At 45.4% G+C, this 24,401-nt stretch carries 24 protein-coding genes; 17 read left to right on the plus strand and 7 right to left on the minus strand.

All coding sequences use genetic code 11. From position 1 onward, the window contains the following. Nucleotides 1-16: 16 nt before the first annotated feature. Complete coding sequence (locus RH86_RS17520; RefSeq protein ID WP_005593581.1) at nt 17-487, minus strand: zinc ribbon-containing protein; 471 nt, start codon at nt 485-487, stop codon at nt 17-19. 247 nt (nt 488-734) lie between these two features. Between RH86_RS17520 and leuS the strand changes: the two genes are divergently transcribed. The 13 genes from leuS (at nt 735) to RH86_RS17585 (ending at nt 13,914) form a co-directional block, all read left to right on the plus strand. Then, nucleotides 735-3,311, plus strand: coding sequence for a leucine--tRNA ligase (leuS, locus tag RH86_RS17525; protein ID WP_009387618.1), 2,577 nt, complete (start codon nt 735-737; stop codon nt 3,309-3,311). A gap of 161 nt (nt 3,312-3,472) precedes the next feature. Next, on the plus strand, nt 3,473-4,135 hold the full coding sequence (lptE, locus tag RH86_RS17530) for an LPS assembly lipoprotein LptE (RefSeq protein ID WP_038219899.1): 663 nt from the start codon (nt 3,473-3,475) through the stop codon (nt 4,133-4,135). A gap of 8 nt (nt 4,136-4,143) precedes the next feature. Further along, nucleotides 4,144-5,157: a DNA polymerase III subunit delta gene (gene holA, locus RH86_RS17535; RefSeq protein ID WP_009387621.1), complete on the plus strand. Its 1,014-nt coding sequence runs from the start codon at nt 4,144-4,146 to the stop codon at nt 5,155-5,157. A 65-nt stretch (nt 5,158-5,222) separates the two neighbouring features. Then, nucleotides 5,223-5,540, plus strand: a complete 318-nt coding sequence (gene rsfS / locus RH86_RS17540; RefSeq protein ID WP_005593585.1) for a ribosome silencing factor — start codon at nt 5,223-5,225, stop codon at nt 5,538-5,540. Between the two features lie 3 nt (nt 5,541-5,543). Further along, a complete protein-coding gene (gene rlmH, locus RH86_RS17545; RefSeq protein ID WP_005593586.1) occupies nt 5,544-6,014 on the plus strand; it encodes a 23S rRNA (pseudouridine(1915)-N(3))-methyltransferase RlmH in 471 nt (156 codons plus the stop codon). 6 nt (nt 6,015-6,020) lie between these two features. After that, on the plus strand, nt 6,021-7,904 hold the full coding sequence (mrdA, locus tag RH86_RS17550; protein WP_009387623.1) for a penicillin-binding protein 2: 1,884 nt from the start codon (nt 6,021-6,023) through the stop codon (nt 7,902-7,904). Continuing rightward, nucleotides 7,904-9,025, plus strand: coding sequence for a rod shape-determining protein RodA (gene rodA, locus RH86_RS17555; protein ID WP_009387625.1), 1,122 nt, complete (start codon nt 7,904-7,906; stop codon nt 9,023-9,025). Before mrdA ends, rodA begins: the two co-directional genes overlap by 1 nt. Continuing rightward, complete coding sequence (locus tag RH86_RS17560) at nt 9,025-9,861, plus strand: septal ring lytic transglycosylase RlpA family protein (protein ID WP_009387627.1); 837 nt, start codon at nt 9,025-9,027, stop codon at nt 9,859-9,861. The genes rodA and RH86_RS17560 overlap by 1 nt, the downstream gene beginning before the upstream one ends. 89 nt (nt 9,862-9,950) lie before the next feature. Continuing rightward, nucleotides 9,951-11,129 (plus strand): serine hydrolase, encoded by a 1,179-nt coding sequence (locus tag RH86_RS17565; protein ID WP_009387629.1) that lies wholly within the window; start codon nt 9,951-9,953, stop codon nt 11,127-11,129. A 144-nt stretch (nt 11,130-11,273) separates the two neighbouring features. Continuing rightward, nucleotides 11,274-11,552 carry a DUF493 family protein YbeD gene (ybeD, locus tag RH86_RS17570; RefSeq protein WP_005593593.1) on the plus strand — a complete coding sequence of 93 codons (279 nt, stop codon included), beginning with the start codon at nt 11,274-11,276 and terminating at the stop codon, nt 11,550-11,552. Nucleotides 11,553-11,730: 178 nt separating this feature from the next. Then, on the plus strand, nt 11,731-12,384 hold the full coding sequence (lipB, locus tag RH86_RS17575) for a lipoyl(octanoyl) transferase LipB (protein WP_009387631.1): 654 nt from the start codon (nt 11,731-11,733) through the stop codon (nt 12,382-12,384). 7 nt (nt 12,385-12,391) lie between these two features. Next, nucleotides 12,392-13,357, plus strand: a complete 966-nt coding sequence (lipA, locus tag RH86_RS17580) for a lipoyl synthase (RefSeq protein WP_009387632.1) — start codon at nt 12,392-12,394, stop codon at nt 13,355-13,357. 230 nt (nt 13,358-13,587) lie between these two features. Continuing rightward, nucleotides 13,588-13,914 (plus strand): hypothetical protein, encoded by a 327-nt coding sequence (locus tag RH86_RS17585; RefSeq protein WP_005593596.1) that lies wholly within the window; start codon nt 13,588-13,590, stop codon nt 13,912-13,914. Nucleotides 13,915-14,047: 133 nt separating this feature from the next. On the opposite strand, the gene glyA is transcribed toward RH86_RS17585, so the two are convergent. Next, a complete protein-coding gene (gene glyA / locus RH86_RS17590) occupies nt 14,048-15,298 on the minus strand; it encodes a serine hydroxymethyltransferase (protein ID WP_009387634.1) in 1,251 nt (416 codons plus the stop codon). A 334-nt stretch (nt 15,299-15,632) separates the two neighbouring features. On the opposite strand from glyA, the gene RH86_RS17595 reads away from it, so the two are divergent. Next, nucleotides 15,633-16,232 (plus strand): YitT family protein, encoded by a 600-nt coding sequence (locus tag RH86_RS17595; protein WP_009387636.1) that lies wholly within the window; start codon nt 15,633-15,635, stop codon nt 16,230-16,232. An 88-nt stretch (nt 16,233-16,320) separates the two neighbouring features. Here the strand turns inward: RH86_RS17595 and treC are convergent, their stop codons facing one another. From treC to gmhB, 5 genes are all read right to left on the minus strand, one after another. Next, nucleotides 16,321-18,006, minus strand: a complete 1,686-nt coding sequence (treC, locus tag RH86_RS17600; protein WP_009387638.1) for an alpha,alpha-phosphotrehalase — start codon at nt 18,004-18,006, stop codon at nt 16,321-16,323. Between the two features lie 84 nt (nt 18,007-18,090). Continuing rightward, nucleotides 18,091-19,515 (minus strand): PTS trehalose transporter subunit IIBC, encoded by a 1,425-nt coding sequence (gene treB, locus RH86_RS17605; protein ID WP_009387640.1) that lies wholly within the window; start codon nt 19,513-19,515, stop codon nt 18,091-18,093. Between the two features lie 165 nt (nt 19,516-19,680). Next, a complete protein-coding gene (treR, locus tag RH86_RS17610; protein WP_009387642.1) occupies nt 19,681-20,628 on the minus strand; it encodes a trehalose operon repressor TreR in 948 nt (315 codons plus the stop codon). Nucleotides 20,629-20,702: 74 nt separating this feature from the next. Next, nucleotides 20,703-21,041 (minus strand): MliC family protein, encoded by a 339-nt coding sequence (locus RH86_RS17615; protein WP_009387644.1) that lies wholly within the window; start codon nt 21,039-21,041, stop codon nt 20,703-20,705. 51 nt (nt 21,042-21,092) lie between these two features. After that, nucleotides 21,093-21,644, minus strand: coding sequence for a D-glycero-beta-D-manno-heptose 1,7-bisphosphate 7-phosphatase (gene gmhB, locus RH86_RS17620; protein WP_009387646.1), 552 nt, complete (start codon nt 21,642-21,644; stop codon nt 21,093-21,095). Between the two features lie 222 nt (nt 21,645-21,866). On the opposite strand from gmhB, the gene metN reads away from it, so the two are divergent. The 3 genes from metN to RH86_RS17635 are packed head-to-tail and all read left to right on the plus strand — an operon-like array spanning nt 21,867 to nt 24,401. After that, nucleotides 21,867-22,901, plus strand: coding sequence for a methionine ABC transporter ATP-binding protein MetN (gene metN, locus RH86_RS17625; protein WP_009387648.1), 1,035 nt, complete (start codon nt 21,867-21,869; stop codon nt 22,899-22,901). Further along, nucleotides 22,891-23,568: a methionine ABC transporter permease gene (locus tag RH86_RS17630; RefSeq protein ID WP_005593335.1), complete on the plus strand. Its 678-nt coding sequence runs from the start codon at nt 22,891-22,893 to the stop codon at nt 23,566-23,568. Before metN ends, RH86_RS17630 begins: the two co-directional genes overlap by 11 nt. Before the next feature lie 23 nt (nt 23,569-23,591). Continuing rightward, the gene (locus RH86_RS17635) at nt 23,592-24,401 is read left to right on the plus strand and encodes a MetQ/NlpA family lipoprotein (RefSeq protein WP_009387650.1); all 810 of its coding nucleotides are present in this window, start codon (nt 23,592-23,594) and stop codon (nt 24,399-24,401) included.

Here is a 24,401-nt window from a genome sequence, read left to right on the forward strand (position 1 = left end):
TTTTTTATATATGAATTTATGGTTTTAGCGGCCGACGGGTGAAAGCTTTATGGCCACATTGAATACAGGCAATGATCTCGGTGGGGTGATTATATTGAGTTTGGTGGCCACACTTATCGCACACCAACGTCCCTAAACCAATGACTTCACCAGCTTGATATAGGCCTTGATGTTCCAAGTCAGCAAACAACTCTACCCACTCAACTTTGGTTCGGTCGGTAATTTCTAATAGCCCTTGCCAGATTGAATTGGTCACCATTTGGTAAAATGGACCACTTTTCGAGTGCTCATAGTTATCAGCAAACTCTTTTAAATCTGATTTCATATAAGCCGATATCAATGCCAACTCATCTTTGGTCATATCATTGGCCGCCTCGACATATTTACCTGATGTCTCGAGCACATGGTTGACTTCTTCCGGACTATGTTTGAGTGCTTCCACCACATCATCAAACATATCTTCATAACCGGATTTACGTTTAGGCATAGCTAGTCCCCCTCAATATCATGTCGCGTTAACAAGGTTAGATTTTGTTTTTTGGCGACAAATGAGCAAATCCCTTACCACAAGTATAGTTTGCGACTTGGGAAGCGAAATCAGCCAACAATGCAGCAACTTCTGTGTAGAAGAGCCTTGGCTATTGTTGAACTCTACTCCTTTATGTATTCTATGACGATCTATTATTGTCTGTTCTAACTGAACTCACACTTTCCAAGATAACCGGATATCATCGATGCAAGAGCAATACAACCCGCAAGACATTGAACAGAAAGTTCAACAGCACTGGGATAACAACAAGACCTTTGTTGTAAGTGAAGACCCAAACAAAGAAAAATTCTACTGTTTGTCTATGTTCCCGTACCCAAGTGGTCGACTGCACATGGGTCACGTGCGTAACTACACGATCGGTGATGTGGTATCTCGTTTCCAACGTCTACAGGGCAAAAACGTCATGCAACCAATCGGTTGGGATGCGTTTGGCCTACCTGCAGAAAACGCAGCAGTAAAAAACAATACTGCACCTGCACCATGGACATACGAAAACATCGAATACATGAAAAACCAGCTTAAACTGCTTGGTTTTGGTTACGATTGGAATCGTGAATTCGCAACTTGTACGCCTGAGTACTACCGTTGGGAACAAGAATTCTTTACTAAGCTGTACGAAAAAGGCTTGGTTTACAAAAAAACCTCTTCAGTAAACTGGTGTCCAAACGACCAAACAGTGCTTGCGAACGAGCAGGTTGAGGACGGTTGCTGCTGGCGTTGTGATACACCAGTTGAACAAAAGAAAATTCCACAGTGGTTCATTAAAATCACTGAATACGCACAAGAGCTGCTTGACGATCTAGACAACCTAGATGGCTGGCCTGACATGGTGAAAACCATGCAACGTAACTGGATCGGCCGCTCTGAAGGTGTTGAGCTTGCATTTGAAGTGCAAGGTGAAGCATCACCACTAGAAGTGTACACCACACGTCCTGACACGCTTATGGGCGTGACTTACGTCGGTATTGCGGCTGGTCACCCTCTTGCTGAGAAAGCGGCGGAGAACAACGCTGAGCTTGCAGCATTCGTTGACGAATGTAAGAACACCAAAGTAGCTGAAGCGGAACTGGCGACAATGGAGAAGAAAGGTATGGCGACTGGCCTTACTGCTATTCACCCATTGAACGGTCGTGAAGTGCCAATTTACGTAGCAAACTTCGTTCTTATGGATTACGGCACAGGCGCGGTAATGGCGGTTCCTGCTCACGATCAACGTGACTACGAATTCGCAACTAAATACGGCCTAGACATCATTCCAGTGATCAAGCCAGTTGATGGCACTGACGTGGATGTATCTGAAGCCGCTTACACTGAAAAAGGTGTTTTGTTTGATTCAGGCGAATTCGACGGCCTAGAATTCCAAGCGGCATTCGATGCGATCGCTGCGAAACTAGAAGCAGAAGGTAAAGGCACTAAAACGGTTAACTTCCGTCTACGTGACTGGGGTGTATCTCGTCAACGTTACTGGGGTGCTCCAATCCCAATGGTAACCACTGAAGATGGTGAAGTTCACCCGGTTCCTGCTGATCAACTACCTGTGATCCTACCTGAAGATGTGGTGATGGATGGCGTAACTAGCCCGATCAAAGCAGACAAAGAGTGGGCGAAGACGACATTTAATGGCGAGCCAGCACTGCGTGAAACCGATACTTTCGATACCTTTATGGAATCATCTTGGTACTACGCGCGTTACTGTTCTCCACAAGTAGACGACATTCTAGATCCTGAAAAAGCAAACTACTGGCTACCAGTAGACCAGTACATTGGTGGTATCGAGCACGCTTGTATGCACCTATTGTACTCACGCTTCTTCCATAAATTGCTACGTGACGCAGGCTACGTAACGTCTGACGAACCGTTTAAGCAACTACTATGTCAAGGCATGGTTCTGGCTGATGCTTTCTTCTACACCACCGAAAAAGGCGGTAAAGAGTGGATCGCACCAACAGATGTCACCATTGAACGTGATGGCAAAGGCCGTATCGAAAAAGCGGTTGATAACCAAGGTCGCAACGTTGAACACTCAGGCATGATCAAAATGTCTAAGTCGAAAAACAACGGTATTGACCCGCAAGAAATGGTTGATAAATACGGTGCCGATACTGTACGCCTATTCATGATGTTTGCATCACCTGCAGATATGACACTTGAATGGCAAGAATCTGGTGTTGAAGGCGCAAACCGTTTCCTAAAACGTGTTTGGAAGCTTGTGGCTAGCCACACAGCAAAAGGTGCCGCTGAAGCCGTTGACGTTGCGGTTCTATCTGGTGATCAGAAAGCACTACGTCGTGACGTGCACAAAACCATCGCGAAAGTATCGGATGATATCGGTCGTCGTCAAACATTCAACACCGCGATCGCAGCGATCATGGAATTGATGAACAAACTGGCGAAAGCACCACAAGAGTCAGTGCAAGATCGTGCGATTCTTGATGAAGCGCTGAAAGCCGTGGTTCGTATGCTTTACCCAATGACACCGCACATCTCTTACGAAATGTGGATTGCATTAGGCGAGTCTGACGTTGATTCAGCAACCTGGCCAACATTCGATGAGAAAGCGCTGGTTGAAGATGAAAAAACCATCGTGGTAATGATCAACGGCAAACTACGTGCAAAATTCAACGTTGCGGCAGATGCAACGGAAGAACAAGTACGTGAGCTTGGCTTAAATGACGAAAACGCAGTGAAGTTCCTTGATGGTTTAACCATTCGTAAAGTGATTTACGTTCCGGGTAAACTACTGAACATCGTAGCGAACTAATCCTCGTCACGAACACGGACAAAAAATGGCGAACTTAGTCGCCATTTAAAGGTCTTTTAAACAGGGTAGTGCACTACCCTGTTTATTTATCTCAAGCTACTTTCTGCCGTTTGCAGTGAGTGACTTTAGATAAATAACCAATAACAGAGAGCCGTACGTCAATGCGTCTATTTTCCCTATCCTCTATTAAGTTGACTAGTGTTGTACTAGCAGCCAGCCTTTTGACTGCTTGTGGTTTCCATCTCAGAGGCGATTATTCTATTCCTGAAGAGCTCGACACCATGTCGCTCACCAGTTATGACCAGTACAGTACTTTTACTCGTATGATGCGAACTCAACTACGCATGAGTGAAGTCACCCTAGTACCACCAGCGGCTAATATCCCTAATCTACACCTATTAGGGGAAAGTGTTGGTGAGCGTACACTGTCGCTGTACCAAAACACCCGCGCGGCAGAAAAAGAACTGACATTCAATGCTTCCTACCGAGTGACCATTCCTGAAATCGGCTCGCGCCAATTTTCAACCAGCGTGACACGCAGCTACCTAGACAACCCTCTCACGGCACTAGCGAAATCGGTTGAGCGTGACATGATTGAAGATGAAATGCGTAAGCTCGCCGCGAGCCAAATCATTCGTCAAATGGCACGTCTAAAAGCCGATATCGAAGCGGGTACGATGATGACCGGCCAAGAAGTTGATGAGCAGAAAGCACAGCAACGCGCAGAAGAACAAGAGCTTTACCGCATTGACACCATTGAAAATGAAACGAACTCACTCGATCTTCAGGAACCTGAAATTCAGCAACCTGATCTTGAGCAATAGAGATTTCAATGCGTATTTTTGCTGACCGTTTAGCTGATCAACTCAGTAAACAGCTCCAACCAATTTATCTATTGTTCGGCAACGAGCCTCTGCTGCTGCAAGAGTCTCGCCAAGCGATTCAAAAAGCAGCGACACAGCAAGGCTTTGAAGAGCGGCATCGATTCACCATTGATGCCAGCTTTGATTGGTACCAAGTCTACGACTGCTGCCAGGCGATGAGTCTCTTCTCCGCCCGTCAACTGATTGAACTGGAACTGCCTGAGTCCGGCGTCAATGTCGCGATCGCCAAAGAGCTGCTTAATGTCGCAGAAATGTTGCACGCCGATGTCATTTTGGTCGTGGTCGGCTCTAAACTCACCAAAGCTCAAGAGAGCGCGAAGTGGTTCAAAACCCTAAGCGCTCAAGCTTGCTGGGTAAATTGCCTCAGCCCTGATCTACAACGCTTACCTCAATTTGTACAAACCCGCTGTCGTGCACTGGGTTTACAGCCAGATGCTGAAGCAGTACAGATGTTGGCGCAGTGGCACGAAGGCAACTTATTCGCACTCAGCCAAAGCTTAGAGAAGCTGCTTTTACTCTATCCTGATGGTCAACTGACCATGGTACGAGTCGAAGAGTCGCTTAGTCGTCACAATCACTTTACCGCTTTCCATTGGACCGATGCACTACTGGCAGGTAAAGGCAATCGTGCACAACGAATTTTGCGCCAACTCGAAGCTGAAGGGACAGAAGTGGTCATTTTAATCCGTACCATTCAACGCGAGTTAACACAGTTACTGCAGATGCAGTTGCAAGCTCAAACCAGCAGCATCAATCAAGTCTTTGATAGTTACCGGATTTGGCAAACGAAACGCCCACTATACAGCGCCGCTTTACAACGACTCAGCACTGCAAGACTGCAGCGATTGATGCAGCTTTTAGCGCGTATTGAAATACAAAGTAAGACTCAATATGAAGTCTCGAGCTGGCCAACATTGCACCAACTAAGTACCGAGATCTGCTTACCACAAGTGAAGCTATAAAAAGCGTGCTATAATCCGCCGCCTATTTTTGGCCAAACCATACTCATTTCATTGAGGAATTTATTTTGCAAAACGAACAACTGAACGCGTTTATTGCCGACAAAGCAGACGATATGAAAGCCGAGGGCATTTTAACTATTGATGTACAGGGCAAATCAAGCATTACCGATTTTATGATCATTTGCACCGGAACCTCTAAGCGTCATGTTGCCTCAATTGCAGAGCATGTTGCTCGTGAGTCAAAACTGGCTGGTATGGAACCGCTGGCGATCGACGGTGAAGATGAAGGCGAATGGGTTATCGTCGACATGGGCGATACGATTTTACACGTTATGCAACAAGAACAACGCGATATCTACCAACTTGAAAAACTGTGGGGCTAAGTGATGAAAATTCAATTAGTCGCGGTTGGCACCAAAATGCCTAAGTGGGTTGAAGAGGGCTTTCAAGAGTATCGCCGTCGCTTCCCACACGATATGCCACTAGAGTTAATTGAAATTACCGCAGGTAAGCGCGGTAAAAATGCCGATATCGCCCGAATTTTGCAAAAAGAAGGCGAAGCCATGCTGGCCGCAGTGCCAAAAGGCAACCGCATTGTCACGTTAGATATCCCAGGTAAAAAATGGGACACGCCTCAGCTTGCAGAGCAACTGGAAGCTTGGAAGCTGGATGCACGCGATGTCTCCATCCTGATCGGTGGACCAGAAGGGCTCGCTCCCGCTTGTAAAGCTGCGGCAGAACAAAGCTGGTCGTTGTCTGCTTTAACATTACCGCACCCACTCGTTCGCATCGTCATGGCAGAAAGCCTTTACCGCGCGTGGAGCATTACCACTAACCACCCATATCACCGAGAATAAGCGTCGATGTTGAGGAAGCGTACCCGTATTCGGGATTACCAAGAAGAGGCACGGCTGTTTGGCAGCCGCGCTATTGTGGCTTTTATTGGTATTTTCGCCATGATGGGCGTCTTGGTTGCCAACCTGTACAACATTCAGGTTAATCAATATCAAGATTACAAAACGCGCTCAAACGACAACCGAATTAAGATTGTACCGATCGCGCCAAATCGCGGTCTTATTTACGATCGTAATGGTGTCTTATTGGCAGAAAACCGCCCTGTCTTTAGCCTGGAAATTACGCCAGAAAAAATCAAAGACATGGACGACACCATTGCACGTCTGCAACAAATCTTGGCCATTACGCCAGAACAAGTTGAGCGTTTTGAAAAAGAGCGCCGCCGTACGCGTCGCTTTAAATCAGTACCGATCCTCAATCAACTTAACGAAGAGCAGGTGGCCAAATTTTCGGTCAACCAACATAACTTCCCCGGCGTTACCGTTAACGCTAACCTTAAGCGTTATTACCCTTATGGTGAGATACTCACTCACGTCATTGGCTATGTATCCCGTATCAACGATCGCGATATGCAGCGCTTAGTCCGTGAGGAAAAAGACGCTAACTACCAAGCAACTCGAGATATCGGTAAGCTTGGCATCGAGCGTTACTACGAAGATATGTTGCACGGTACCGCCGGTTATCAAGAAGTCGAAGTTAACAGCCGCGGCCGTATCATTCGTGTGCTGAAATACGTACCTCCAGTACCAGGAAAAGACATCGTGCTTAACTTGGACATCGACTTACAATCCTACATTCATGATTTACTGGCCGGTCGCCGCGGCAGTGCGGTCGTCCTCGATCCACACGATAATGGCGTACTGGCGATGGTCTCAAGCCCAAGCTACGATCCAAACTCGTTTGTACATGGTATTTCGGGTAAAGATTACCGTGCATTGTTGGATAACAAAGACCGTCCACTCGTTAACCGAGCGACATTGGGAATTTACCCTCCGGCTTCGACGATCAAACCAATGATGGCCGTCGCAGCGTTAGAGGAAGGAGTGATTACGCCTTACACCGTACGTAACGATCCGGGCTACTGGAAGATTCCAAATTCAAAAACTAAACCCTTCCGTGACTGGTTACGCTGGGGGCATGGCAAGGTCGATGTCGTGAAGTCGATAGAAGAATCGGTGGATACCTTCTACTACCAAGTTGCTTACGACATGGGGATTGACCGTATCTCACAGTGGATGATGATGTTCGGCTTTGGCGACTATACCGGTATAGATATTCACGAAGAGAGCAAAGCCAATATGCCGACTCGCGAATGGAAGCTAGCACGTCACCGAACCCCATGGTACCAAGGGGATACCATCCCCGTCGGCATCGGCCAAGGTTACTGGACTGCAACCCCAATGCAATTGGCGAAAGCGACCTCCGTTCTCGTTAACCGCGGGAAAGTTTTTGCACCACATCTACTGCGCGCTACGATTGAAAACGGGCAACCGTTCAATAATAACACCATGGCCGAAGTACTCACTTACCCGCCAATCAGCGGCGTAAAAGAGAGCTACTGGGATATTGCTATTGAAGGCATGCGCCTCGTAAACAATGGTAAAAAAGGCACCGCGCGCCGTGCATTTGCAGGAACGAAATACGTTAGTGCGGGTAAATCAGGCACTGCGCAAGTCTTTGGTCTTGGCGAAGATGAAGAGTACAACGCCGATGAACTTGCCGAGCACTTGCGTGACCACGCCCTATTTACTGGCTTTGCTCCGGTTGAAGATCCGAAAGTCGTCGTCTCAATCGTGCTTGAAAACGCAGGCGGAGGCTCGACCAACGGTGCACCAGTAGCACGGAAAATATTTGATCATGAACTACTGAAAAAGGATGAGGTGGAGAAGTAATGGATTTTGACCCCGCGACAGGCCAAAACCGGTCGCTGTTTGAGCGCTTTCATATAGATTTACCCCTGTTATTGGGCATTTTATTTCTGATGGGCTTTGGCTTAGTCGTAATGTACAGTGCCAGCGGACAAAGCTTTGCGATGATGGATCGCCAAGCGATGCGAATGGGGTTAGCGCTTGGGGTTATGTTCTTTCTCGCTCAATTACCACCACGAACCTACGAAACACTAGCGCCGTTGATGTTTTTTTGCGGCGTCGCGTTACTGCTCGGGGTACTTTTTTTTGGTGAATCGTCAAAAGGTGCACAGCGCTGGCTAAATTTAGGCTTTGTTCGCTTTCAACCTTCCGAACTACTTAAACTGGCCGTACCATTGATGGTGGCTCGCTTCATCGGTCGACGCTCGCTACCACCCTCGTTCCAAACGCTGGTGATGTCGTTAGTGATGGTATGTGTTCCTACAATACTCATCGCGAAACAGCCCGATCTTGGTACCTCAATCCTAATTGCCGCTTCCGGGGTTTTTGTGATTTTTCTTGCTGGAATAAGTTGGAAAATCATTTTTAGCGCCGTGTGCGCCGTCAGTGCTTTCTTACCTATACTGTGGTTTTTCTTGATGCGCGAGTATCAGAAGGTGCGAGTAAGGACACTGTTCAACCCTGAATCTGACCCTTTAGGCGCCGGCTACCATATTATCCAAAGTAAGATTGCAATTGGCTCTGGCGGCGTAATGGGTAAAGGTTGGTTACAAGGAACCCAATCACAGCTTGAGTTTTTACCCGAGCGGCATACCGACTTCATCTTTGCCGTTATTGCCGAAGAATGGGGGCTCGTCGGTATTCTTACCCTGTTGTTGTTATATCTGTTTATTATTGGGCGAGGTCTTTATCTCGCCAGTAAGGCTCAAACCGCTTTTGGTCGCATGATGGCCGGCAGTATTGTGTTAAGTTTTTTTGTTTACGTGTTTGTAAACATTGGTATGGTAAGTGGCATTTTGCCTGTAGTCGGTGTGCCCTTGCCTTTAATTAGCTATGGCGGTACCTCAATGGTGACGCTAATGGCCGGTTTTGGTATTTTGATGTCTATTCATACTCATAGAAAAGCGTTTTCGAAGGCAACCTAATGAAGTCACTCTATAAATTCGCAGCATTCGCACTTGTTAGTGGTGTTATGGTTGGTTGTTCTTCATCGCCTTCTGAACCGGAGCCTACTCCGACAACACCACCGCTGTCTGAATCCGATCGCTATCAAGCAGAGCGTTACGATCTTGAAGAGGACATTGCACCTGCTCAGCCAATGTCGGTAGAACATATTGAAGAAATGGTTCCTCAATATGAGCCATACAGTTTAGGGGGTACGAAAGATTACACCGTACGCGGCCAGCGCTACCACATCATTAAAGATCCTCAAGGCTTTAAAGAGAAAGGCCAGGCATCATGGTATGGCAAAAAATTCCATGGCCATTCAACCTCAATTGGCGAGGTTTATGACATGTACTCTATGAGCGCTGCTCATAAAGAGTTGCCATTGCCTAGCTACGTCAAAGTCACCAACACTGACAATGGCAAAAGCACCATCGTGCGCGTTAACGATCGTGGGCCATTTCATCCGGGTCGCATTATTGACTTGAGCTTTGCTGCCGCGACCAAACTCGATGTTATTCGTACTGGTACCGCCAACGTTGAAATTGAAGTGATTACGGTTGAAAAACCGCAATCAGAGCAACAGAAGTCGTTGCCGAAGTATCAGATTCAGGTCGCATCATCATCACATAAAGATCGTGTTGAAACTTTAGCGAAAGATCTAAGTCAAAAGCTATCTGTGGGCAGCTTGGTAAACTCAGATAAAGAGATTCACCGTGTGATACTTGGCCCATTTGATGACTATAACCTGACGCAAAAAACGTTAGAGCAAGTTAAACTGCTGGGTTATTCCAGTGCCTTCGTTAAAAAATACTAGTTTCCTTCTCGTTCAGATCGCTTCCTTGACTGGTCTGAACGAGGGTTTCTGTTAAGATATGGACAGTTCGAGATAAATCTGTAGTCAATATGAAAAAAACAACGTTAATTAAAACCGTTTTTGCGTCTTCTATTGCGCTTACGGCAAGCTTCGCCTCTTCTGTAATGGCGTCTCCTATTGTAGTGCCTGATGCACCACAAATTGCAGCGAAAGGCTATGTACTGATGGATTACCATTCAGGCAAAGTGCTGGCACAAAAAGAAATGAACACCAAGCTGTCACCAGCGAGCTTGACCAAGATGATGACCAGTTATGTTATCGGCCAAGAGCTCGCACGTGGCAATATTTCTGAAGATGACGATGTCACCATCAGTAAAAACGCTTGGGCAAAAAACTTCCCAGACTCTTCGAAAATGTTTATCGAAGTCGGTACCACGGTAAAAGTAAAAGACCTTAACCAAGGTATCATTGTTCAATCAGGTAACGATGCTTGCGTTGCGATGGCTGAGCACATTGCCGGTTCGGAAGATGCATTTGTTGATTTGATGAATGCCTGGGCAAGCACTCTAGGTATGAGCGATACGCACTTCGCTAACGTTCACGGCCTAGACAATGATGCGCTTTACTCAACGCCTTACGATATGGCGCTGTTAGGCTCAGCTCTGATTCGTGATGTACCTGAAGAGTACCGCATTTACTCAGAGAAGAAGTTCACTTACAACGGCATCACTCAGTACAACCGTAACGGTTTACTGTGGGATAAAAGCATGAATGTGGATGGTATCAAGACCGGCCACACAAGCAACGCGGGTTACAGCCTAGTAAGCTCAGCAACGGAAGGTAAAATGCGCCTTGTTGCGGTTGTAATGGGCACCAAAAACGCCAATGCACGTAAATCAGAAAGCAAAAAGCTATTGAGCTACGGTTTCCGCTTCTTTGAAACGGTTGCACCGCATAAAGCAGGTGAAACGTTTGTAGAAGAAAAAGTGTGGATGGGTGATAAAGACATGGTCGCTCTTGGCCTTGATCAAGATACCTATGTCACTCTTCCTCGTGGTCAAGCGAAAAATCTAAAAGCAAGCTTCGTACTTGAAAAAGAGCTAGAAGCCCCAATTAGTAAAGGTGATGTCGTTGGTACGCTATACTACCAACTAGATGGTGAAGATATCGCGCAATACCCTCTACTTGCACTTGAAGATGTGCATGAGGGTAGCCTATTCAGTCGCCTTTGGGATTACATCGTAATGCTGGTTAAAAGCTTATTCTAATCTCGGCCACTAATTAGATAGTTCAAGCCGCCTTTTGGCGGCTTTTGTTTTATTATCGCTGTATCGACAACCTTGAGATTCAAACCGATTGGCAGTAACATTCCGCGCTGCTTAGATCGACATTTCAACTTGGAGTTTCCAAAAATGCTGACTATTAACTCAGATGCAAAACTGAAAGACCTGCTTGAGTTTCCTTGTTCATTCACTTACAAGGTTATGGGCTACGCTAAGCCTGAATTACCAGAAAAAGTGCTCGAGGTTATTCAACGCCATGCTCCGGGTGACTACAGTCCTACCGTGAAACCAAGTTCAAAAGGTAACTATCACGCCGTGTCAGTTACTATCCAAGCGACTTCTATTGAACAAGTAGAAACGCTATACAAAGAACTTGGTGATATCGACATCGTTCGCATGGTTCTATAATTTTATTTTAAAAAATAAAATATTTTTGAAAGCAGCCTCGGCTGCTTTTTTGTTATATATCAAATGGATAAAAATCACCTTTGAATAGAAGGGTTAAAAAACTGTTATCAGCATATAGTCCCATGTCGCGAAGCGGTTTATAATCCGGACACTTTATTGATTTATGATGGACTCAGGAATGCAAGAAACTCTGGTTGTGAAGCATCTTGGTAAACAAGATTACGAGCCGATTTGGCACGCAATGCATGCCTTTACCGATCAACGCAACGAGGAAACTCTCGATGAAGTTTGGTTTGTCGAGCACAATCCAGTTTTTACCCAAGGCCAAGCGGGCAAAACCGAGCACCTGCTCAATACAGGAGATATACCTGTGGTGCAAAGTGATCGCGGAGGCCAAGTAACTTACCATGGCCCCGGCCAAATGGTGGTCTACTTCCTGATAAACATTCGTCGCAAAAAATTCGGCGTGCGAGATCTCGTTACTCACATTGAGAACCTCGTGATCAATACACTTAAAGCTTACAATATCGATTCAGCGGCTCGACCAGATGCACCTGGTGTGTATGTAGATAATAAAAAAATCTGCTCACTCGGCCTGCGTATCCGCAAAGGATGCTCATTTCATGGTTTGGCACTTAACGTTAATATGGACATGTCGCCTTTTCTCCGTATAAACCCATGTGGTTATGCGGGAATGGAAATGGTGCAAGTTAGCCAACTTGGTGGTCCTGATGATGTCAATGTCGTTGCCGAACAACTACTAAAAGAACTTGCGACTCTGTTAGATTATCAACACCTACAAGTCAGCACAGCAGTCCCAAACGAGAAGTAATAGAAGCATGAGTAAACCAATCCAAATGGAAAAAGGCGTTAAATACCGTGACGCTGATAAAATGGCATTAATTCCCGTGAAAAACATGCCTACTGAGCAGAAAGAAGTGCTACGCAAGCCTGATTGGATGAAGATCAAGCTACCTGCAGATAGCCAACGTATTCAAGACATCAAGTCAGCAATGCGTAAAAACAACCTGCACTCTGTTTGTGAAGAGGCCTCATGCCCTAACCTCGCGGAATGCTTTAACCACGGAACGGCGACCTTTATGATCTTAGGTGCGATCTGCACCCGCCGCTGCCCATTCTGTGATGTTGGCCATGGCCGCCCTGTCGCGCCAGAAGCTAACGAGCCGAAAAAACTGGCTCAAACGATCGCAGACATGAAGCTAAAATACGTGGTGATCACCTCTGTTGACCGTGATGATCTACGTGATGGTGGCGCCCAACACTTTGCCGATTGTAACCGTGAAATCCGCGCACTAAGCCCAAACATTAAAATTGAAACCTTGGTCCCTGACTTCCGTGGCCGTATGGATGTTGCACTCGAGTTACTCAGTGAAAACACCCCAGATGTGTTTAACCACAACCTAGAAACCGCGCCACGCTTGTACCGAAAAGTTCGCCCTGGCGCTAACTACAAGTGGTCACTACAGCTACTACAGAAGTTCAAAGAGCAACACCCGGAAATCCCAACTAAGTCAGGCGTCATGATGGGCTTAGGCGAAACCAAAGAAGAGATCGTCGAAGTATTGAAAGATCTTCGTGCTCATGGCGTAACCATGCTGACACTTGGCCAATACCTTGCGCCAAGCCGTCATCACCTACCCGTTGAGCGCTACGTGCCACCAGCCGAGTTTGATGAGCTGAAAGAAATTGCTCTGGAGCTTGGCTTTACACATGCAGCTTGTGGCCCATTTGTCCGCTCTTCTTACCATGCCGATCTTCAAGCGCAAGGCATCGAAGTGAGCTAATTAGCCCGCATATTGTCATCGTTAAAAGCCAGTCTACATATGACTGGCTTTTTGTTTTGTACGTCTGTATTTCCCATGCCAATCGCGTATATCCACCTGAAAAGCGGCCACTAATTCATTATTATTACGTTACCAGCTTGCACAAAATGATATGCACTTCTAGGCTTATTAAAGCGATACCACTCTGCTGGCCGCCGAGAGCGTCGCACCGAATAAAATGGGATATAGCTATGGAAAAATGCCTTTTGCTGGCCGTCAGTGCTAGCGTGATGCTTGCTGCCTGTTCAACTACCGAGCAGCAAGATAATTTTCAAGAAGCCTCTTTTGAACTGTGTAACACCGAAGTGGATATTTACTCGCTCAGTGATGATGGCCGGGTGAGAATTTTATGTTCTGATGGTTCAAAGTTCGCACTCAACACCGAAAACACTCTCGATACCATGCGTGACATTAATATCGATTATTGTGGCGGCGAAGGGCTAGGAAAATTTAACGAAAGCACGCGCTATTACTCATTCAAATGCAAATCCGGCACATTACTGAGTATTGCCAAGTAAGTTCCGCCAAACCATTATCAGTACATCATTTCCGCTATTTTCTTTAAACGAAAAAGGCTCCAGAAGGAGCCTTTAAATCGCATTTTCATAGTAGATGAGCAACACAGTCACTCGTTCACTCTACGAAGAAAAATTAAGCGTAAACCGGTAGACGCTTACAAATTTCCAGTACTTTCACTTTGGTCGCTGCAATCACAGACTCATCACCGATGTTGTCTAGGATGTCACACATCCAACCTGCCAACGCTTTTGAATCTTCTTCAGTAAAGCCACGGCGAGTGATTGATGGAGAACCAACACGGATACCAGACGTTACAAATGGGCTACGTGGATCGTTTGGTACTGAGTTTTTGTTCACGGTGATGTTGGCTGCACCTAGTGCTGCATCCGCTTCTTTACCTGTGATGTCTTTGTCAATCAGATCAACTAGGAACAGGTGGTTCTCTGTTGAACCAGAAACGATGTTGTAGCCACGAGCAAGGAATTCAGCCACCATTGCTTTTGCGTTAGCAACAACGCGCGCTTGGTATTCTTTGAATTCTGGCTCTAGCGCTTCTTTGAACGCCACGGCTTTACCGGCAATAACGTGCATTAGAGGGCCACCCTGACCACCAGGGAATACCGCTGAGTTCAGCTTCTTGTACAGATCTTCGCCTTCGTTAGAAAGGATTAGACCGCCACGTGGACCCGCTAGCGTTTTGTGCGTCGTTGTAGTTACTACGTGCGCATGCGGTACAGGGTTCGGGTAAACACCCGCTGCGATAAGACCGGCGACGTGCGCCATATCAACGAAGAAGTAAGCACCTACTTTGTCCGCGATTTCACGCATACGCGCCCAATCACACACTTGAGAGTAAGCCGAGAAACCACCAATGATCATCTTAGGTTTGTGTTCTACCGCTAATGCTTCCATCTCTTCGTAATCGATTTGACCTTTCTCATCGATGCCGTAAGGAATAATGTTGTAAAGCTTACCAGAGAAGTTTACTGGTGAACCGTGAGTTAGGTGACCACCGTGTGCTAGGCTCATGCCTAGAACGGTATCGCCAGCGTTAAGCAGCGCCATATAAACCGCGTTATTGGCTTGAGAACCCGAGTGTGGCTGTACGTTTGCGTATTCGGCACCGAATAGCTCACAAGCACGTTCGATCGCAAGTGTTTCCACTTTATCCACATACTCACAACCACCGTAGTAGCGTTTACCTGGGTAACCTTCAGCGTACTTGTTGGTTAGCTGAGAGCCCTGTGCTTCCATTACTCGTGGGCTGGTGTAGTTTTCAGAAGCGATTAGTTCAATGTGCTCTTCCTGGCGAAGAGTTTCTTCTTGGATAGCTGCGAACAAATCCGCATCGTAATCTGCGATGTTCATATCACGCTTAAGCATCTGTATCTCCTGACTCAGATTTAGACTGAAAGTTGCAAAAAACTGGTAAACGACCCCGACGCAAACGTTTTCGTCACCCTACTGGCGCGCATTTTACATAATTTGATCTAGGTCATAAAGAGAAAATTGCATTTTTCTCATGCAGTTTTTTCATACTGGTTTACAAGGTTTATCATGTTGAGGCCATCTTTGCCCAATAACTGTCAACACGACGCTTTACACCTTGTAAAAAGACAATTACATAGGTTTACCTTAATTTTCGCTCTCAATCTACCGAAAACCTCATCTTTTCCTTACTATGCTGGCCATTCGTTCAAGGTTTAATTTTTAATTGATGGAAAAACATACACGTAAAGAAGATTGGATCGCCATATTGACCGGCACGTTTATCGTCGCACAAGGGGTCTTTTTCCTCCAATCAGCTCACCTTCTTACTGGTGGCACCACTGGCCTTGCATTGCTCGTTAGCCAAGTCGTTCCTTGGTCTTTCGGCACATTATACTTTTTAGCGAACTGCCCATTTTATCTTTTAGCTTGGAAACGTTTTGGTGCACGCTTCGCATTTAACAGCGCGATCTCTGGCGCATTAGTGTCGATTTTAACCGATCACCTCGATTTAGTGATTAGCCTAGACAGAGTTAACCCCGCTTATTGTGCTTTAGTCGGTGGTGTTTTGATGGGACTGGGAATGCTGATTCTATTTCGTCATCGTTCTAGTCTTGGCGGATTTAACGTGCTCTGTTTACTCATCCAAGACAAATTCGGTATTTCGGTCGGCAAAACTCAATTGGCGATTGATTGCGTTATTTTAATTACCTCATTTTTCTTTGTACCGCCGCAAACCTTGCTCTATTCAGTATTTGGCGCGGTTGTGCTTAATCTGGTGTTGGCGATGAACCATAAGCCAACGCGCTATATAGTGAGCTATCGGTAAACTTCAAGATGATGTGTAATAAAAAGGTTTGGGGCATACCCCAAACCTTTTTGTTTACGACTTATTCTTTCACTTTCCACGGCACTAGTTACTTATCGATGAGAAGAATTCGAGTCTCATAAGGGCGTAGTGACACCATTTGGTTTGTCACATTAAACAACGCATTTTGATAATTGGTTAATAAACACTGTGCAGCGGAAAGATCCAAATGCTCTGGTAATTGGCATATCGCCTCTTCAGCGTAAAAGTTACTAATTAAGATAAGCTGCTGCGTCTCACTCTCGCGTAAATAGACATAACAGTGTTCATCTTGTGGCAGCAGATCATAGAACAAACCATGCGTGATCACAGGGTGTAGCTTACGTAGTGCAATCAACTGCTGGTAAAAATAGAACACCGAGTTTTGATCATCTAAGGCGCTTTGGGCATTAATCTGCGTGTAGTTACTCGCCACTTCTAACCACGGTTCACCCTGAGTAAAGCCGGCATGACATGAATTGTCCCATTGCATTGGCGTGCGAGAATTATCACGAGACTTTTGCGCTAAGATGGCCATCATCTCATCATGACCAACGCCTTGCTGGTTGACCATAATATCGTACATATTGGTGCTTTCTACATCTCGATACTGCTCAATAGCAGTATAACCCGGATTGGTCATCCCTAACTCTTCACCTTGATAGATATACGGCGTACCTTGCATCATATGCAGCGTGGCAGCGAGCATCTTAGCTGATTCAACGCGGTACTGTTGGTCATCGCCTAAACGACTAACAATACGCGGCTGATCATGGTTACACCAAAATAGAGCCCCCCAACCTTGGCCGATTAACCCCGTTTGCCAATGGTTAAAGATCTGTTTGAGCTGGATAAAATCAAATGGAGCGTTAGACCATTTCTCTCCATTGGGATAATCCACTTTCAGGTGATGAAAATTAAATACCATCGATAGTTCTTTACCATCGCGCGATGAGTATTGCTGGCAGTGCTCCAGTGTTGTTGATGACATCTCACCGACCGTGACGCAACCATATTTCTGGAATACCGACTGACTAATCTCTTGCAGATACTCATGCACGCGTGGACCATCGGTATAAAAACAACGTCCATCACCACGCTCATCGCTAGGAAAGTCCTGCTGCTTTGAAATCAGATTAATCACATCTAAGCGAAAACCATCAACGCCTTTTTCCGCCCAAAAACTGATGATCTGTTTTACTTCTTCACGTACAACTCGGTTTTCCCAGTTTAGATCGGCTTGCTCTTTCGCGAATAAGTGTAGGTAGTATTGTTCTGTCGCTTCGTCGAATGCCCAAGCGCTACCACCAAATTTAGATTGCCAATTATTCGGCACATCGCCATTCACAGGATCTCGCCAGATGTAATAGTCTCTATATGGGCTGTTTTTATCACTTAGTGCCGATTGAAACCATTGGTGTGCGGTTGACGTATGATTAACCACGATATCCATGATGATACGAATACCACGCTGATGTGCTTGTTCCACAAGTACATTAAAATCTGCCATGGTGCCAAACTCTGGGTTAATCGCGTAATAGTCAGAAATATCATAACCATTATCGATCATCGGCGACGGATAAACTGGCGTTAACCAAATCGCATCAATGCCCAGCATTTTTAGATAATCTAATTTAGAAATAATGCCACGAATATCACCTGTACCTTGTGCCGAAGAGTCGCAAAAGCTTTTCGGATAAATTTGATAGATGGTGGCAGTCTGCCACCAATCTTGTGGCTGTTTAATGGTTGTCATAACTCGTTTCGCTTACCTGTTTGAGTCAAGTTCCGACTCAAGAAAATCCACGGCATCGCATCCTTTGCCGTGGAGACAAAGAAATTATGCGTGCGCTGTTTCTAGCTCGCCTTTTACTTGGGCACGCTTATAAAACAGAAGAGTGAGTAATGTCGGTACGGCCATTGCCACCAGCATAGCAATGGCATACACACCCCAGAACTGAGGTTGAATAGAAAGAATACCCGGCAAGCCACCTACACCGATACCATTCGCCATGACACCTGACATACCACAGATTGCAGCGGCAGCGGCAGAACCAATCATGGCACTGAGCATCGGGAACTTGTATTTAAGGTTAATACCGTACATCGCAGGCTCAGTAACGCCTAAATACGCTGAAATCGCTGCAGGTACTGAAATATCACGCTCACCTTGTTTTTTACTGATGATGATAATACCGACTACTGCTGAAGCCTGAGCAATATTTGACAACGCAATCAGTGGCCAGATTGGCGTACCGCCTAAATCTTGCATCAATTGCAGATCAACCGCGTTGGTCGTGTGGTGAATCCCAGTAATCACTAATGGCGCATACAAGAAGCCAAATACAATCGAACCAATCACAGCAAAATCGCCCATCATGGCCGCCTTAGCGGCAAAAGCAACACCATCGCCTAACATCCGTCCAAACGGACCGATAATGGAATGCGCTAACATAACTGAGACGATAATCGAAACAAACGGCACCACCACTAAATAGAGATATGAAGGAACAATACGTTTTAAATGTGTTTCGATTACAGCCAAGGCAACACCAGCCAACATGGCAGGGATCACTTGAGCTTGATAACCGACTTTCTCAATCACAAACAAGCCAAAATCCCACACTTCTGGTGCTTGCTTACCGATCAAATAGGCATTCATTAATTGAGGCGAAACCAAAGTCAAACCGAGCGTAATACCAAGAATTGGCGTACCACCCAATTTCTTTACCGTAGACCAACACACGCCAACGGGTAGAAAGAAGAAAATCGCCTCACCAATCAACCAAAGGAAGCTATGCACTGTGGCCCAAAATTGACTTATCTCTGTAAGAGTCTGGCCATCAAACATCTTGATGTCACCAATCACGTTACGGAAACCTAAAATCAAACCACCGGTAATAATGGCAGGTAGCAGCGGTACAAAAATTTCAGCTAAATGGGAAATACCGCGTTCAAGAATGTTCATGTTTTGTCGAGCGGCATTCTTCGCATCATCTTTTGATGCCTCCGATTTACCTGACAACTCAATCAGTATTTTATAAACCTCATCAACATCGGTACCAATCACCACTTGGAACTGGCCTGCATTAGTAAAGCAGCCTTTAACAAGACTCAAAGCCTCGAGCCCTTTCTGATCCGCTTTAGCGGTATCATTGAGCACGAAACGAAGACGGGTCAGGCAGTGACTGACACTGGCGATATTTTCAGCCCCTCCGACTAACTCTATCAGCCGTGTGACCTCTTTTTTGGCAATCTTACTCATATCCTGTTCCACCCTTATTGGAGCTAATTCTTTACATTTACCAATGGGAACGTTCCCAGTTATTGTTAATTATATTGGCAGAAGCTATCCAAAGAATAAATGGGAACAATCCCATTTATTGAATAAGATCACAGTCAAATTTTAAATGGCTTAAATTATAAAGAGTTATATTTGAATGGGCGTTTGAGTCACATGTGTCAATGAATCTTCACCATTAATATGAGAGATCAATAACTTAGCTGCTTTTATACCCGCTTGAGCGTAACCGGGATCGATACTAAAAACGTTCGGAAATAAAAATGACAACAGCTCATTTCCACCAACACCTGTAACAATAACCTCTTCACGGCCTAGCTCTTGTAGACGTTTGATCACCCCAAGAGCAAGCGTATCGCTGGCGCAAACAATTGCCTGAGTGTCGACTTCTAATACCTTATCTACCAACTGATAAGCGCTCTCGTGGTGCAAGTCACCGGTTTGATAATTAGCAATCAACGTATATTTTTGACACCATTCCAAATAAGCATCTAAACGTAGCTTACCTGTAGTGCGATCGCTTGGATTAACCCCTATATAGGCGATTTTTTCCAGCGATTGCTGATGTAAAAACGTTAAAGCTTGGCAAATAACCCCATGGTTATCATAGTTAATCGATGATACCTGCTGGGTATCCATCGCTATCACCACCGCACGGCCATGCCATTGTTCAAGTTGGCTAAGATCGAAATCACTAAAACCAAACACAATCACACCATCAACGTTGCGACGTTTAAGTACGCTTAAGTGTTCGGTTGTTTTTTCACTATCAAGCTGACTTTCCATGATCACCACGTCATAACCCGCTTGATAAAGTACTTGCAACATACTACCCACCGCTTTGTTTTCCGATGGCGAGTCTAAACGAGAGATAATGACACCCACCACTCTCTGACTGCCGCCACGCATCGACTGGGCTGATTTAGAAGGGACATAACCAGAATCGGCGATCACCTGCTCCACTTTCACTCGAGTTTCTGGCTTCACTTTAGGATCGTTGGTCAACACGCGTGAAACGGTTGATTTACCAACACCAGACAAGCGGGCAATATCTAAAATAGTCAGTTTTTTGGTCATACAATGAGTTCAATGGCGGGAATAAGAAGATGGTTAGCTGAGGCTCATTCTATCACCTCAGCTAGGCGTTAGTATTAGTTGGTTTTACAATTTTGATAAACCTCTCGGCCATACTCTAAACGCGCATTATCGCCTCTGGTATAAAGCGTGACGGGCATAACTTCAGAGAGGGTATTTTCAGGCAATATATAGCGCGTACCAGAACCAGCCGGGGCTTGCACCAAAGCGTAATCAATATCGAGAACACGGACTAAAGCAGCTTGATCTTCAATTAAGTAGGTCACTGAAAACTGATGCTGGTTATCACAATCATATTGATACTGATTAGGATCATTGCTTGATGTTTGGCTGTCACTGCCCGCACAGCCTGCTAATACCAGCACTGTCGTGGCAAGAATACCGAGTTTGACCATGTTTACCTCCTGTAAAAATAAAGGCCGCAATTGCAGCCTTTATATAATAGTCTATTTGTTTAGATAGTTAGGGACATTCACAATACTATCCAGTACTGCTGTTGCAAGCTTTTCTCCCTGTTCGGTGATCGGCTTACCAGTACGAACCAATAGTTTTGTGCCGACACCAGCCGCTTCTGCTGCCATCATATCTTCTGCTTTATCACCCACCATGACTGAATTCGCCATATCGATCTTTAAAAAATCACGGGCAGAAATAAACATACCTGGTTTTGGCTTACGGCAATCACAATCTTCTTTGTAGATCCCTACGCCATGCTCTGCATGGTGCGGGCAATAGTAAATGCCATCTAGCTCAACGCCATTATCGACAAAGTTCCAGTCCATCCATTGAGTGAGCGACTCAAAACGTTCTTCGCTAAACTTGCCGCGTGCGATACCGGATTGGTTGGTAACAAGCACAAGTAGGTAACCCATCTCTTTCAATTTTTTGGTTGCCTCAAAGACACCATCAATAAATTCAAAGTCATGTTCGTCATGTACATAGCCATGATCAACGTTAATCACACCGTCACGATCTAAAAAGACTGCTGGTTTAGCCACAATTTGCTTCTCTATCTACTTTATTTATTCAGAATTATTGCACGCTTTATTTCTTTCATCACGATCTAATTCCTTAACGTTTGCATGCAAACGTTCAAATAGACGTCTAGACGTAAAAATACCTATTGACACAAATTCAACAAACCCATAGCATCATCTGATAAATGAGATGTAGCTCAACATTATCTACTGTTCCTATTTCGAGCCAAAGCAGGGTTCTCAATGATTGAAATCAACCAAGTTAATAAGATTTTCTATCAAGGTAAGAAGGAAATTCCTGCCTTAATAGACATCAATCTGAATATCCCTCAGGGGACTATTTTTGGCGTGATTGGCGCGTCTGGTGCCGGTAAAAGTACACTGATCCGCTGCGTCAATATGCTCGAAGTTCCAACCAGCGGCCAAATTATTATTGATGGCGTCGAATTGACGGCATTGAGTAAATCGCAGCTTAGCGAAGCGCGCCGTAACATCGGCATGATTTTCCAGCATTTTAATCTACTCTCTTCTCGTACTGTATTTGGTAATGTTGCCTTACCACTCGAGTTAGCAGGTAAAGACAAAAAGCACATTCAAACCAAAGTTTCTGAACTGCTAAAATTGGTCGGTCTTGAAGACAAGCACGAAACTTACCCAGCCAATCTTAGTGGTGGTCAAAAACAACGTGTGGCGATTGCTCGCGCGCTTGCTTCTGATCCGAAGGTTCTGCTATGTGATGAGGCAACTAGCGCACTTGATCCAGCGACGACACAATCAATATTAGAATTGTTACGCGAGATTAACCGCAAACTAAAAATCACCATTTTATTGATCACTCATGAAATGGACGTGGTGAAAAGTATCTGTCATGAAGTGGCGATCATCGGCGGTGGCGAGTTGGTCGAAAAAGGTACGGTTGGAGAGATCTTTGCTCATCCAAAAACCGAACTCGCGCACCAGTTTATTCGCTCAACGTTAGATCTCTCTATTCCTGAAGACTATCAAGTGCGTTTGCAACCTACTCGTGTAGAAGGCAGCTACCCGTTAGTACGATTAGAGTTTACTGGCGCAACCGTGGATGCTCCGCTAATGAGCCAGATTGCCCGTAAATATAATATTGATGCCAACATCTTAAGCTCTGACCTGGATTATGCGGGTGGGGTTAAATTCGGCATGATGGTTGCTGAGTTGTTTGGTAGTGAAGAAGACGATAATAACGCAATCGAATTCTTACGTGAGCATAATGTAAAAGTTGAGGTGCTTGGCTATGTCCTTTAATTCATTTTCACAATGGTTGAGCCTTAACGCAGATTTGTTATTAGGTGCAACATGGGAAACGCTCTACATGGTCGCGGTTTCTGGTGTGGTTGGCTTTGCAGTCGGTATTCCACTTGGTGTGATTCTGCATACCTCTAAAAAAGGCGGCTTACTGGAAAACACCAAGCTAAACAGCATTCTTGGCGCAGTAGTGAACGTGGGTCGTTCTGTTCCATTTCTGGTTTTAATGGTCGCCATTATTCCAGTGACCAAACTGTTAGTCGGTACGTTTATTGGCACGACCGCCGCGATCGTTCCACTTACTATTGGTGCGATTCCTTTTGTCGCTCGCTTGATTGAAGGTGCGCTTCTAGAAGTGCCAAATGGTCTCGTTGAGGCGGCGCAGTCAATGGGCGCAACACCGCTGCAAATCATCAATAAAGTACTGCTACCTGAAGCGATGCCAACCATCGTCAACTCAGTCACGATTACCTTAGTGACCTTAGTCAGCTATTCAGCAATGGCAGGTACCGTGGGTGGTGGTGGCCTTGGTGATGTCGCTATTCGCTACGGTTTCCACCGTTACGATGTGCTAATCATGGCTGTGACTGTGGTAATGCTTATTGTGTTAGTGCAAATCATTCAATCTATCGGTGATGCCGTTGTTCGCCGTGTAGATCATAGATAAGAAGTTTTTATAAGGAGATTATGATGAAATTTAATGTTAAAGGTTTACTGGCCATTGCCGCTGCGGTATCTGCACTGCTTCTTTCTGGTTGTGGTGAAAAGGAAGTCGATACAAGCAAGATTAAAGTCGGCGTAATGGCGGGTGCTGAAGAGCAAGTTGCTGAGATTGCGGCTAAAGTTGCTAAAGAAAAATACGGTCTAGAAGTTGAGCTTGTCACGTTTACGGACTACGTAACACCAAACGCTGCACTAGACGATGGCTCTATCGACATCAACGCATTCCAACACAAACCATACCTAGATCAGCAAGTGGCTGACCGTGGCTACAAAATCGTGATTGCAGGCAATACGTTTGTTTACCCAATCGCAGGCTACTCTAAAGAAATCAAATCTGTTGATGAGATTCAAGATGGCGCTCGTATCGCAGTACCAAATGACCCAACTAACCTAGGTCGTTCACTGCTTCTTCTTGAACAACAAGGTCTTATCACGCTGCGTGAAGGTGCAGGTCTACAAGCAACTGTACGTGATATCGTAGAAAACCCGAAAAACCTAACGATTGTTGAACTTGATGCTGCGCAACTACCGCGCTCACTTGATGATGTGGTTCTTTCTGTTATCAACAATACTTATGCAAGCTCTGTAAACCTAACTCCACAACGTGATGGCATCTTCGTAGAAGACAAAGAGTCTCCATACGTTAACTTAATCGTTGCTCGTGAGAACAACGTTAACGCAGAAAACGTGCAGAACTTTGTTAAAGCTTACCAAACAGAAGAAGTGTACAACGGCGCTTCTGAGATCTTCCAAGGTGGTGTCGTAAAAGGCTGGTAA

Source organism: Vibrio sp. N418, from assembly GCF_000222565.1.
GTDB lineage: Bacteria > Pseudomonadota > Gammaproteobacteria > Enterobacterales > Vibrionaceae > Vibrio > Vibrio scophthalmi.